15 protein-coding genes are annotated in these 11,206 nt (G+C 45.5%); 11 read left to right on the plus strand and 4 right to left on the minus strand.

The window, feature by feature from the left end; translation table 11 throughout:
* Positions 1 to 130: 130 nt before the first annotated feature.
* Positions 131 to 385, minus strand: coding sequence for a hypothetical protein (locus WG943_RS21040; protein ID WP_340411996.1), 255 nt, complete (start codon positions 383 to 385; stop codon positions 131 to 133).
* Between the two features lie 522 nt (positions 386 to 907).
* Between WG943_RS21040 and WG943_RS21045 the strand changes: the two genes are divergently transcribed.
* From WG943_RS21045 to WG943_RS21075, 7 genes are all read left to right on the plus strand, one after another.
* Positions 908 to 1,318, plus strand: a complete 411-nt coding sequence (locus WG943_RS21045) for a hypothetical protein (RefSeq protein WP_340411997.1) — start codon at positions 908 to 910, stop codon at positions 1,316 to 1,318.
* Positions 1,318 to 1,941: a Fic/DOC family protein gene (locus tag WG943_RS21050; protein ID WP_340411999.1), complete on the plus strand. Its 624-nt coding sequence runs from the start codon at positions 1,318 to 1,320 to the stop codon at positions 1,939 to 1,941. Before WG943_RS21045 ends, WG943_RS21050 begins: the two co-directional genes overlap by 1 nt.
* Positions 1,938 to 2,174 carry a hypothetical protein gene (locus tag WG943_RS21055; protein ID WP_340412000.1) on the plus strand — a complete coding sequence of 79 codons (237 nt, stop codon included), beginning with the start codon at positions 1,938 to 1,940 and terminating at the stop codon, positions 2,172 to 2,174. Before WG943_RS21050 ends, WG943_RS21055 begins: the two co-directional genes overlap by 4 nt.
* Before the next feature lie 146 nt (positions 2,175 to 2,320).
* Positions 2,321 to 3,442 (plus strand): hypothetical protein, encoded by a 1,122-nt coding sequence (locus WG943_RS21060; RefSeq protein ID WP_025603951.1) that lies wholly within the window; start codon positions 2,321 to 2,323, stop codon positions 3,440 to 3,442.
* A gap of 158 nt (positions 3,443 to 3,600) precedes the next feature.
* Entirely contained in the window at positions 3,601 to 3,807 is a 207-nt protein-coding gene (locus WG943_RS21065) for a hypothetical protein (protein WP_340412005.1), read from the plus strand.
* Positions 3,808 to 4,590: 783 nt separating this feature from the next.
* Positions 4,591 to 5,055: a JAB domain-containing protein gene (locus WG943_RS21070; protein WP_025603952.1), complete on the plus strand. Its 465-nt coding sequence runs from the start codon at positions 4,591 to 4,593 to the stop codon at positions 5,053 to 5,055.
* 244 nt (positions 5,056 to 5,299) lie between these two features.
* Positions 5,300 to 6,241 carry an ArdC family protein gene (locus tag WG943_RS21075; protein ID WP_140455307.1) on the plus strand — a complete coding sequence of 314 codons (942 nt, stop codon included), beginning with the start codon at positions 5,300 to 5,302 and terminating at the stop codon, positions 6,239 to 6,241.
* 381 nt (positions 6,242 to 6,622) lie between these two features.
* Here WG943_RS21075 and WG943_RS21080 read toward each other — a convergent pair whose 3' ends face one another.
* Genes WG943_RS21080 through WG943_RS21090 form a run of 3 tightly spaced genes read right to left on the minus strand, consistent with a single transcriptional unit; the run spans position 6,623 to position 7,823 of the window.
* Positions 6,623 to 6,832 (minus strand): GDCCVxC domain-containing (seleno)protein, encoded by a 210-nt coding sequence (locus WG943_RS21080; protein ID WP_036774895.1) that lies wholly within the window; start codon positions 6,830 to 6,832, stop codon positions 6,623 to 6,625.
* The gene (gene merTP, locus WG943_RS21085) at positions 6,832 to 7,443 is read right to left on the minus strand and encodes a mercuric transport protein MerTP (RefSeq protein WP_140455306.1); all 612 of its coding nucleotides are present in this window, start codon (positions 7,441 to 7,443) and stop codon (positions 6,832 to 6,834) included. Before merTP ends, WG943_RS21080 begins: the two co-directional genes overlap by 1 nt.
* Before the next feature lie 8 nt (positions 7,444 to 7,451).
* Entirely contained in the window at positions 7,452 to 7,823 is a 372-nt protein-coding gene (locus WG943_RS21090) for an ArsR/SmtB family transcription factor (protein ID WP_140455305.1), read from the minus strand.
* An 82-nt stretch (positions 7,824 to 7,905) separates the two neighbouring features.
* Here WG943_RS21090 and WG943_RS21095 point away from each other — a divergent pair, with 82 nt between their 5' ends.
* The 4 genes from WG943_RS21095 (at position 7,906) to WG943_RS21110 (ending at position 11,135) form a co-directional block, all read left to right on the plus strand.
* Positions 7,906 to 9,249 carry a dihydrolipoyl dehydrogenase family protein gene (locus WG943_RS21095; protein WP_140455304.1) on the plus strand — a complete coding sequence of 448 codons (1,344 nt, stop codon included), beginning with the start codon at positions 7,906 to 7,908 and terminating at the stop codon, positions 9,247 to 9,249.
* 348 nt (positions 9,250 to 9,597) lie between these two features.
* On the plus strand, positions 9,598 to 9,888 hold the full coding sequence (locus WG943_RS21100) for a hypothetical protein (RefSeq protein WP_340412012.1): 291 nt from the start codon (positions 9,598 to 9,600) through the stop codon (positions 9,886 to 9,888).
* A 77-nt stretch (positions 9,889 to 9,965) separates the two neighbouring features.
* A complete protein-coding gene (locus WG943_RS21105) occupies positions 9,966 to 10,220 on the plus strand; it encodes a hypothetical protein (RefSeq protein WP_340412014.1) in 255 nt (84 codons plus the stop codon).
* A 477-nt stretch (positions 10,221 to 10,697) separates the two neighbouring features.
* Positions 10,698 to 11,135, plus strand: a complete 438-nt coding sequence (locus WG943_RS21110) for a plasmid mobilization protein (RefSeq protein ID WP_025603960.1) — start codon at positions 10,698 to 10,700, stop codon at positions 11,133 to 11,135.
* Positions 11,136 to 11,206: the final 71 nt, after the last annotated feature.

Below are 11,206 nucleotides of genomic sequence, written 5' to 3' on the forward strand. Positions count from 1 at the left end.
ATGAACTCAATAACGCTATTATAAAGTTAGTCTGCCAGACCTTCAGAACATTGATCAACTCTTTGGGTATGTAATTTATATTTCCTTGAGAATAAAAATGTCTCCGTAAACCTCCTTTGGAAAATATTTCTTACTTACCTCGCACTGTGATGCTGCTGTTCACAGCCTCCCATCTCAGCACGTGCCAAGCGGAATCGAAGTCTTCATCGCTTATGGTTAATAATGAACTGTAATTCCAATTAAATGGCCCTCTGATGAACAGTTGCTCTTTTGCAAGGTACTCCCCTTCTTTCCAGATAGCCTCTACGCCATTTATCCATACCAGCCATTTGACATGCTGTCCGTCTTTGGGTAGGGTGTTTTTGTCTAACTTTATCTTTGGCATCTCTGGTATCACAGAATTTTGGTACCACAATACGGACAGTAGCAATGTATAAAAATGGCTTGCTGATGTTGTTCCAACCCCTTGAGATGAACGTGTAACTCTGAGAATGTCACCGCCTTGACTTCTTGCACCCCCCTCTCGTTCTCGCATATGAGAAGTTCTGTTGGCACAGTCACCTTCACAACATTCTTGCCTTTCATAGTAAGTTCCCGCTCTACCTGCTCTTTGATTTCCCTAATGCAATTACAGTTCATGGTATCACCGTTAGATTTAACAACAGAATAATTTACCGCTATCTTTAGTTTGCATCAACTTATTTACATGAACAAAGTGCCTTTTTTGATGAACTGCTTCCAGCCTTAGATGACTCTAGTTTAGATATGTTAGTGATTAGCGGTCTTATGAAAATGTAGGAATTTGAGACAGAAGTGAAAGGATAATTTAATTTGCATAAGTAACAATATAATGTTACATTTGATAAGCCTATTTCGTATACCAGTACAGGCATTATCTTGAGTTAGCATGAACAGAGTAAAAGGCATTTTGCGGAACGGGACCACGATCATACTGGAAAACTATGACCAGAGCAACGTGGACGATATGTACTTCATCAAAGCCATAGAAGCTACGAACCGGCGCAATCACAGAACTATAGCAGAGTACTTCAACGGACTGATCAGAAGCCTGGAGACAGTGCAGCAGGAGGTCAGGGAGCAGAAAGTACAGCAACTTTTATCTCAGTACAGAGACAGGCCTGTGGTGTCGGAAAAGGTTCGCCAGGAACGGAGGGAGCAACTCGGGCAGACAAACCACATAGCTGCCTGCGAGGGCTACGAGGAGGAGGAGCTCAACAAGGTGCTGGACGAACTGTATATCAACGGACAAATCACGCCTGAGGAGATGACTCAGGTATTCAACTTAAAGTATCTGTAATGAACGACAGGTACTGCTATCCCGGCACCAGTGTGCTGATCAATCATTTTGACATCAGGGACGCAGCTAAGCTAAGCAAATTAGAGCTTACCCACTGGAGGCATAACGTATTGGCTTTGCCTGGTAAATTAGCCAGTCAACTAAAGTTTAATTTAGCGTTTTGGCAGCTGATCCACAAGGAAACATTTGGCACCGTCTATCCCTGGGCAGGGGAGCTACGGAGTGTGATGATCTCCAAAGGCAATGCCGTACATGCCGCGCCACGTATGATTGAGCCCTATGCCAACCACTTACTCCAGGAGCTGAAGGCAGCGGGGTATTTAAAGGGGCTGGACAAGGAGCAGTTTCTATTGAAGGGATCTTATTTTTTTGAGGAGCTGAATGCCATTCACCCCTTTCGGGAGGGAAACACCAGAACACTAAAGGTTTTCTTTTCCCTTTTGTCCCGACAGGCGGGGTATGAAATAGACTGGCGCAAGGTTTCAGCGCAGCAGTACCAACAGGCAGAGCAGGCTTCTTTTGCTGTAGGAAACAAAGGCCCCTCCCCTTTTTACCCGCTGTTTAAGGAGGCCCTTGAGCCTGTTGAGTTATCAAATAAGCAATCTATCAGGTTCAAACTATGAGTGAGAACAACCAAGGCGAGACATGTGCAGCGTGTGATCCTAAGACCCACATCAGCTCAGAGGTGAAGGCTATGTTTAAGGAGACAAACCTTACCTGGGAGAAGTTGGCAGAGCTGGATGAAGGCGTTGGCCGTGGGAAGGGGAGCTATAGGCAAACCTTTTTGGCAAGGCTTATCAAAGCCCAGGAAACGCTGCAGAAAGTCGGGTACAGTATCCGAATCGAGAAAGGTTAGTTCTGTAAAGATTTACATTTTGTACATTGTTAACTTTGAAAAAATTTAACTTACCCAAAGATTTTTACCAACCCGTTCCTTATAAGGAGGAGGAAGGACTGTACCAGTGGCTGAGTTGCCAATCCGTACCTGTTTTTTAGTAACTTATGCAACACGAGAACAAACCCTCTGAGGCCCTTTTAAGCGATCCGACCTACTTTCTGAGTAGGATTGACAGGAGCGTAGCCGATAACATTAGAGACATTGAGAAATCCTTTGATGAGGATGCCGGTATTGTGAAAGATTTTATCGTTTTCATTTCGAGGAAAATGAAAAAGGACCTTTTCGGTTTCACGAGGTTCACGCTTTCAGAATTTTGTAAAGAAACTGGGCGTAACAAGCAGACCTTATGTGAGGTACACCCCAAGTTCAGAAATAACCCCAAAGCGGAAGTACCGGAATATTTCGGTCACAGGTTTGAGACAACCTTTGATTATGCCTTGTTCCACATGCTGAGTAATAACATCATCTTCTCTCGTTCCTACGAATATAAGCATCAGGATAAGGTGATAGAGCTGAAGAACTTTGCCATTCTCAAGGATATTAAGGTTAGCATCGACAGACACACCAATACCATCAAGATTTACGATGTCCGGATATCGGATGAGCTTATGGAAGGGTTCTTCCGCAGGTACTATACCATCGACACCAACGGCTACAAGCATGTAGGAAAAGGGCGCGGCGGCGACGGGCGTAAGAGCCTGTACATTTTCCTTTACAAGACGCGTCACCAGCTGCTTAGTTCGGGTAAACGCATCACAAAGTTGCCTATAGATTTGTTGGCCTCAGTTGCCCATATTGAGTCAGAGGAACCTCGGTTCAAGAAAAAAAGTGTGAAGAGGGTACTGGACTACATTCGGGAGAAGGGAAAGCTGCCTTTCGACTATACCTTTGTTCAGGGGGATCCAACGAAAAAGTACCAAGAACTCTACTGGGTTAGTCTGGACTTCTCCGTATACCACGAGGTGATGGAGGCGAAGGAGGATCATAACTTTTACATTGCCCTGCTGGAGCGTATGCGAGATCTTTTCCACCATACCTATGGGAACCATGTCCAGATCACAGGAGAGAAAGATACTTTTCAGCGTTGGCTAACTAATTCGGACGCGGACCTAACGCACAAGGCAAATGAGCTTTGCAAAGCATACTTTAAGGTGCACAACAAGGATATCACATTGGCAATGGCGAAAAAGCTTATTCGGGGAGGTCTATTCTCCGACGATAATTAAAAAGCTATTCAAGTATTGTCACGCAGGGCAGAACTAGAGTCCAGATGAAAACTCAGTATGTTGCCTCAGGAAGGACTTTAAGGAAATGTTCCAGCCTATTATTCAAGTATTGCCACGCATACGAGACATAAAGAGCCAATCTAATATATGGATGAGATATGACTTTTGCAAAATACAGACTTGGAGAAGATGTAGAAGTAAGCGGTACGCTCACAGGATTAGGTGACCAAAAAGGTAGAGTCACCGAAATAGTGTATGACAAGCTGAGCAGCCAATTCTTCTATAACGTGCAATGTGGAGAGGATCGACATTATGCGCAGGAACGATTTGTCTCTACTGTACAGAAACTTAACGAAGGCACTTGAATAAAGCTAGAAACTCCTAGCGGATGTCTCCAGCATGCCACAAGCGTTCTTTCTGAGGGTCTCTTGACAGGTTGCGTTACTGCAAGCCATATGAAGCGGCAGGTTTAATGTATCGCATCGATATTTTCCCTTATGGATGCCTTCTTGAGCCAAGAGGATATTTGCTATTCAAGTATTGCCTCACTCTGTCAGAGCCGTTCATGTATTGCCTCAGTAGCCGGAGCCGTTCAAGTACTGCCACAATCCATTCAAGTATTGTCTCAAGTCGTTCAAGTATCGCCACAAATTGGCTATTCCCCTCAACAATAGCTGTTTTACCTACTCAAGTATTGCCTCAAGCCATTCAAGTATTGCCACGCTTCTCCAAAGCTGTTCAAGTATTGCCTCAGTAGCAATAGGTCATTCAAGTATTGCCACACCCACAATGCACCCCATTGGCTCTATTCCGTACAGCCGTTCAAGTATTGCCACTAAATATATATACTTCTATATACTTCCTTATAAATAGTAAATTGAAATGTCGGAGGGGTTCGTGAACAATAAAGATTTAACAAAAGGGAAGAGAAAGAGACTTGCGCTGCGAAAATTACACAACTTCTTCACAAAAACAGCTAAAATATGACCAGTGCTTTAATAACTAGCTATGAAGTCTAAAGATTCCTATACAGGGCCGGGAAAAATAAGATAAAAGCATAAAAATAATACATACATAATGTAACTTTTTATATACACATCGTATATATCAATATATCTTTTATATTAACCCCTTTAAATTTTGTGTGTATGGAACAGACTTCAACAACCGTCAGCCAGATTGCAGAGGTAAAGCTCAGCTACCATCCCCAGGTGAAGCCCTCCGAGCGCCCGCAGATTACGAGTTCTAAAGACAGTTACACTTTCTTCCTACAGCTATGGGATGAGGGCAGCATACAGTTCCGCGAGCAATTTAAGGTTATGTTATTAAGCAGGGCAAACAAAGTGCTGGGAATATTTGAGGTTTCTACCGGTGGCGTGGCCGGTACGGTGGCAGATCCCAAACTTATCTTTGTCGCTGCGCTCAAAGCCAATGCCAGTGGGATCGTTTTAGCTCATAATCACCCATCGGGCAACTTAAAGCCTAGCAGTGCAGATATTAGCCTTACTAAAAAGGTGAAGGAGGGCGGTAACTTACTTGATATTGCTGTTCTGGATCACATCATCCTTACCAATGAGGGTTATTATTCTTTTGCAGACGAGGGACTTTTATAAAAGTCCCTTACTCCTTCAAATCTCGGCTGTAAACCAACCGTAGCGGCCCGCCTGACGGCGGGTTTTCTTTTTTTCTTTCTGTAGTAATGCCTGTTCTACAATACCACACAAGCAATTTAGCGCTAACATAAGGGGAAATAAAAACTCTATTTTGGGGATAAATTAAATATACTAAATGTAACTAAATGTATACATTACGTATATATTGATATAAGTTTTGTTTAACCTTCTAAAGCTAAAAGTTATGAACGCTTATCAAAAATTCATTCAACTGGCAGATCAGGTAACAAATGAGGTCATCGAGCAATTAGAACAAGGCCAGGTATTCTGGAGAAAGCCATGGACATCTTACGGATTGCCTAAAAACTATGTATCTGGCCGCTATTATGAAGGCTTCAATGCTTTCTTTCTGAACTACCTGACTGATAAAAAAAGCTTTAGGACGCCCTATTTTCTTACCTATAAACAGGCTAAAGAGCTGGGGGGATATGTAAAGAAGGGAGAGAAAGGAACGCAGATCATCTACTGGAAAGTTTACGCCAAAAGTGATACTAGGGAGGGTAATGGCACTGCAGGAGAGACAGAGGAGGTGTATCAGAGAAGGTTTGTCCCTTTTATTTGGACTGTATTTAACATTGATCAGGTGGAAGGAATAGAGTTTACCCTCCCTTCTGTTCATGAGCGTACCGATCTGCAGGTAATAGAGGCTTGTCAGGAGGTGGTGGATCAATACCCTATGCCACGCCCGAACGTTCTGCACGGCGGCTCCCAGGCCTACTATGCGCCTTTTAATGATACGGTACAGATGCCGGAGCTGAGCAGCTTTGTTTCCTCTCAGGCTTATCACGCGACTTTGTTTCACGAACTGATTCACTCTACAGGCCATCAAACCAGGCTTAACCGTTTCGCCGATGAAGCGAAGGCGGCCCGGTTTGGGGACATAAATTACTCTAAGGAGGAGCTGATAGCCGAGATGGGAGCAAGTTTCCTCAACGCCTTTGCAGGTATCAAAGCGGAGGTTTTTGAGAACTCGGTGGCCTACCTGCAGGGATGGGCGAAGAAATTCAAAGATGACAAGACCATGATTATCTATGCAAGCACAAAGGCTTTTAAAGCGGCCAGCTATATCCTGAACCTACAGGCAGATAGTAACCTGGGGGCAGAAGCAACAACTATGGCAGCATAGTCCTTTGAAAGATCTTGTCTGGTAACATCAGGCAAGATCTTTCATTTTAATACTGATGGGGTTAACTGGGGAGATTTGAAAGTCGAAATTCTGCCATGGCGACCCGCCTTCGGCGGGGTTCTTTTGGTGTATTAACTTTAGGTGAAGTGTAATGATGTGTTCAGGTAACTACTAATTCTAGAGCTGCTACATTTAATATTTCTTAGAAGTTATCTTTTTTAACATATAAGCAGTTATGAGAGAAAGTGCCTTGGTTGGGCAGAACAGAGGCCTAAAAATTGAGCGAATTATATGGCTTTTTTGGGAATGCCAGGGTTTACGGCTTCTCCACCGGAAAGCAACTCACCGGGGTGTGTTATTTGAACCTATCGGCTGCAAAGGTCAGCAGCAGCTCTTGTTCTGCTGGATGGGCGGGCACGCCACTGTGCCATAAGAGCAGTACACGCAGCAGTCTCCTGACTTGGGTTTCAGTACGGTGCGGCATTGCTCGCACTCGTAGAAATACTGGCAGGCATCCGTTGGCATCTGCTCCTCTTTCCTGTGCCCGCACTCCGGGCAAGTAAGCACGGAGGCTGTCTTCGTCTTATCCATCATGGCTTCTTATCCTCTATGGCCACAGTGTAGCCTGTTTTCTTCGCCGCCTGCAGGATCTGCATGGGCTTTACCTTTGTGCTGTCATATTTGATAATGGCATTGCCTTTCTCGTAGGAGGTGCTCACGCTGAAGACACCTGCCAGCTTACCTATTTCCTGGTTCACATGCGCCTCACAGCCCGTACAGGTCATGCCCTTAACCTGCAGCTTTACCGACTGCGTGAAGTCCGTCTGCACGCTGGCAGCTTTGGCAACGGGTTGTTGCCTGTAGAAGGCTCCCGCATACTCAGGGAAGGCCAGCAGGAGCAGTGCCACGCAGCTTACGGCCAGCAGGAATTTGTTTGATTTCCAAAAAGTAGGGCTCGCCTCCCCCTCACATGCACAGGCAGCAGCTGATTTTCCTGCCTTTAGCCGCTGGTACCAGGCCAAAGCCAGCACGGCCACGGTAACGCCTGCCAGGTAAGGCCTGAAAGGCTCCACCCATCCAAAGGCGGAGATGGCACCGGTGACGCCGCCTACCAGGGCCAGTAAGGGAGCGATGCAGCAGAGCGATGCAAGAAGGGCCGTCAGCAGGCCGGTTCCTAACAGTCTTGTCGGGGATGTTCTCATGATAGGGATTATGCTTGTTCTAACTTACTGCTAATATGCTTGAAAAGGGGCTTTACGATTTCCAGGTGTTCCTGCTTCAGGGAGTAAAAGATCGTTTGCCCCACTTTTTTGCTCTGGATGATGCCGCCGTCCTTAAGCTTGCGCAGCTGCTGCGACACGGCGGGCATGGTCATCTGCAGCACGTCGCTTAGGTCGCACACGCACAGCTCCCCCTCCTCCTCCAGCAGGTAGAGGATCCTCAGCCTCGTCTCGCTGCCAGCCAGACTCAGCACCTGGCTCAGCGTCTGAATCATGGTCCCTGCAGAATCCAGCTTCTCAGCGCACAGCTTCAGCCGGTGCTCATCGGCATATACCCGGATACATGTTTTATCTTCTCTCATTTCAAATATTTATACAACAAAATTACAAACATAAAAGTATTTAAGCAAATACTTAAATAATACTTGACAATACGAACTTGCTATGAAATACGATGTGTTTGTGATCGGTGCCGGGATGGCCGGTGCCGCTGTGGCCAAAAAGTGCGCGAAAGCTGGGCTGAAGACCGCCATCTCCGACCTCCGTCCTTATGGAGGAACCTGCGCTCTGCGGGGCTGTGACCCTAAAAAAGTCCTCATTGACGGTGCCAGCCTGCAGGAGCAGGTGCAGTTGCATCTTGGCAAAGGCCTCTCCGGAGAGGTGAAAATAGACTGGGGCGAGCTGATGGCCTTCAAGGACACTTTCACAGACCCTGTGCCGGAGAACATGGAGAAGGGTTTTGAGAAAGCAGGCATAGACACCTACCATGCCCCTGTCTCCTTTTTGGATGAAGCTACCCTGCAGGTTGGCCAGCAGGCTATTGCCGCTGAAAAGATAGTGGTGGTTACCGGTGCACGCCCAAGGGAGCTGGACATGCCGGGGGCAGCGCATGCCATCACCAGCGACGATTTCTTCAACCTTACACAACTGCCAAAGCACATCACCTTTTTGGGCGGCGGCTACATCTCTTTTGAGTTTGCCCACCTTGCCGCACGCGCCGGGGCCAGCGTCACCATCATAGAGCACGGCCCCCGCCCCCTGAAGCACTTTGAGCAGGACATGGTGGACGAGCTGGTGCGTGTGTCCAGAGAGGCAGGCATTGACATAAGGCTTAACTGCCAGGCAAAGCGCATCACGCAGCAGGGCAGCGAGTATGAAGTCAGTTTGGAAGGCGAGGCAGGCAGGGGAACGCTTGAAACAGGGCTGGTGGTAAGCACCATTGGCCGTGTGCCGGAGGTGGGCCAGCTGAACCTGGAGAAGGGTAATGTAGTGCACGGCAGGAAGGGCATTGAGGTGAACGAGTACTTGCAAAGCACCTCTAATCCCCGCGTGTACGCGGCTGGAGACGTGGCCGACACAGAAGGCTTGCCCTTAACGCCAGTGGCTGTCTACGAGGGGCACTTTCTGGCAGCGAACATCATCAAGGGCAACAGCAAAAAAGTAAACTACCCGGAGATTCCCACGGTGGTCTTCACCATTCCGTCACTGGCATCGGTGGGGTTTACTGAAAAGCAGGCGGAGGAACAGGGGCTGGATTACAGCGTAAACTCCCTGGACGCCAGGAAGTGGTTTAACGGGAGGAGGCACCGCGCCCCTGCCTATGCCTATAAGGTGCTGGTTAGTAAGAGTGACGGAAGCATACTTGGTGCGCACTTGGTGGGTCCGCTCGCGGAGGAGACGATCAATATTTTTGCTTTGGCTATGAAAGCAGGGATGAAGGCAAGAGACCTGAAAAGCTTTCTTTTCAGTTACCCTACCATGGCGTCAGATGTAAGCTACATGGCATAGCACTCTTTCATCTTTATTGAACATAAAGCAGCTTAGAGAATCTGTACCTTTACTCTATCTAAATATGCTTGTTTTTCTGTGCCCCAATGCTCCGATCTTATCAATGACTTGACGGACACTGCAGCTACTTTCTGAAAGCACTTGTAGCTTGCAAAAACATCAAATCTTCCTCCCTCCTACTTCTGCTGTCTTACTTGCTCTTAAGCAACAGGTATAGGAATATTACCCAATAAACTTATTAAGTACTTTTAGTATCAAATTGTATATACTACGTATATATTTGTAAACGTTACTTTATAGCTGTTATATTTTAAGATAAGCCATCAAGATCTTTTTAATTATAGAAAAATGCAAATAGAAGATAAGAGCCCTAAGTTTGAGTTAGGTAAGCGCATGCTTGAGAATCAGCAGCTGACTTCCCTTGCAGAGCTGTTTGATATCGTGCCTTATACTCCCGTGGCCAAAGCACTAGGCGTAAACAACCAGCGACTGCGGAACAAGATTGACGATCCTCGGTCCTTTCGGGTAAGTGAGGTGCTGGACCTGGCGGTACTATTGGATGTAGATGCGGGTAAGCTCTTTGCCCTACTTCAAGATACCATCAAGAAATCGGCTGTTGCTGAAGGAGTAAGCGAATGATAGCTTCACTAAGTATAAGATGCTAAGCTTATCTATTGTCTACTATCTTATTAATCAACTTCTAGCTTTTTTAGCCTATGAATCTATATGAGTTCAATAGTATTCTTTCTATCGATGACAGGGCACAGGCTGTATGGGATGAGGGGCAGTTTCTTTCTAGCCACCTTGACGGGGAGTATCGGGTATGCCTCTACTACATGGCTAATTTTTTTGCAGAGGTTTGGTTAAGTTCATGCGATAACGATTACAGGATTTGCCGTGTACGGGCTTTTAAGAGCCGAAGACTTCTGGAACCTTACCTCTCCCCTATCGACCTGTCTACCTTTTTCTGATTCTTTTTTCTTTTAACACTATCACTCTTGACCATTATTCAGCTGCTTGCCTATAATTGACAAATATTCCTGTCTGCTGAAAAATAATTATTATCTAATATTTAAAACCTAATACTTTTAATGTAATAGATAATACGTATTATCTATTACATTAAAAGTATTAATGAACAACTATTGTTTATCTTGCTCCTCTAGATTTAGTACCTGAGCCTTTTTCTTTTATTTAGGGAGTAGTTATTATCGATCCTCCTCTATTCCCTTTAGCTTATCCATTGTTCCGCCTTTGGTAGCTTGCCTTTCCGCCCTTCTCCTTGGTTTTGCATTACTAGCCTAGAATTCCTTATTTTGGTGTATGATGGGCTTTGTATTGCAAGATGTGTTTTGAGTCCCTCAAAACCTCTTGCCTTGCTTTCAGCGTAGCTATCAGCAAGGGGGAAATCCACTCGCAACTCGTGTCTTTTATTGAGCAAAGAATGTATGGAAGATATTAAGAAAGCAAAGGGAGGGCGTCCAAAACTATCGCCTGAATTAAAGAGAGCCAGGCAAGTAAAGCTGACCTTTTCCGATAGCGAATACAGGCGACTGGAGGCTGAGATGACGGCTGCAGGGCATGAATCATTGTCTGTTTACCTGCGGAAGAAGGCGCTGGCGCAGCCTGACGATTTTATTGCTAATCCTAAAGAGTTAATCGCGGTGTTGGATAGGCTCGGCCCAGAGATCAGCAGGGTCGGTAACAATATCAATCAGGTAGCCAGGTATGTCAATTACCTGAAGGCAAACAATATGATAAACATGCAGTTTCTTGCCGATTTTAACAGACACATGATAGAGTTTAGTATCATAGAAAAAGAATTGGTCAAGGCGCTTCGCTCTTTTCTTCGGATTGCTGCTGCAAGGTTCAAGAAGTTTAAATAATATTTATTATTTAATAAGTAAGATTTAATAAGTAAGATTTAATAAGTAAGATTTAATAAGTAAGATTTAAT

This window comes from Pontibacter sp. H249 (assembly GCF_037892465.1).
In the GTDB taxonomy this organism is placed as follows: domain Bacteria; phylum Bacteroidota; class Bacteroidia; order Cytophagales; family Hymenobacteraceae; genus Pontibacter.

Bases quoted from the DNA above. Each gene is read 5' to 3' on its own strand.
- WG943_RS21040 (WP_340411996.1), bottom strand. From the start codon at position 385: ATGCCAAAGATAAAGTTAGACAAAAACACCCTACCCAAAGACGGACAG.
- WG943_RS21045 (WP_340411997.1), top strand. From the start codon at position 908: ATGAACAGAGTAAAAGGCATTTTGCGGAACGGGACCACGATCATACTG.
- WG943_RS21050 (WP_340411999.1), top strand. From the start codon at position 1,318: ATGAACGACAGGTACTGCTATCCCGGCACCAGTGTGCTGATCAATCAT.
- WG943_RS21055 (WP_340412000.1), top strand. From the start codon at position 1,938: ATGAGTGAGAACAACCAAGGCGAGACATGTGCAGCGTGTGATCCTAAG.
- WG943_RS21060 (WP_025603951.1), top strand. From the start codon at position 2,321: ATGCAACACGAGAACAAACCCTCTGAGGCCCTTTTAAGCGATCCGACC.
- WG943_RS21065 (WP_340412005.1), top strand. From the start codon at position 3,601: ATGACTTTTGCAAAATACAGACTTGGAGAAGATGTAGAAGTAAGCGGT.
- WG943_RS21070 (WP_025603952.1), top strand. From the start codon at position 4,591: ATGGAACAGACTTCAACAACCGTCAGCCAGATTGCAGAGGTAAAGCTC.
- WG943_RS21075 (WP_140455307.1), top strand. From the start codon at position 5,300: ATGAACGCTTATCAAAAATTCATTCAACTGGCAGATCAGGTAACAAAT.
- WG943_RS21080 (WP_036774895.1), bottom strand. From the start codon at position 6,832: ATGGATAAGACGAAGACAGCCTCCGTGCTTACTTGCCCGGAGTGCGGG.
- merTP (WP_140455306.1), bottom strand. From the start codon at position 7,443: ATGAGAACATCCCCGACAAGACTGTTAGGAACCGGCCTGCTGACGGCC.
- WG943_RS21090 (WP_140455305.1), bottom strand. From the start codon at position 7,823: ATGAGAGAAGATAAAACATGTATCCGGGTATATGCCGATGAGCACCGG.
- WG943_RS21095 (WP_140455304.1), top strand. From the start codon at position 7,906: ATGAAATACGATGTGTTTGTGATCGGTGCCGGGATGGCCGGTGCCGCT.
- WG943_RS21100 (WP_340412012.1), top strand. From the start codon at position 9,598: ATGCAAATAGAAGATAAGAGCCCTAAGTTTGAGTTAGGTAAGCGCATG.
- WG943_RS21105 (WP_340412014.1), top strand. From the start codon at position 9,966: ATGAATCTATATGAGTTCAATAGTATTCTTTCTATCGATGACAGGGCA.
- WG943_RS21110 (WP_025603960.1), top strand. From the start codon at position 10,698: ATGGAAGATATTAAGAAAGCAAAGGGAGGGCGTCCAAAACTATCGCCT.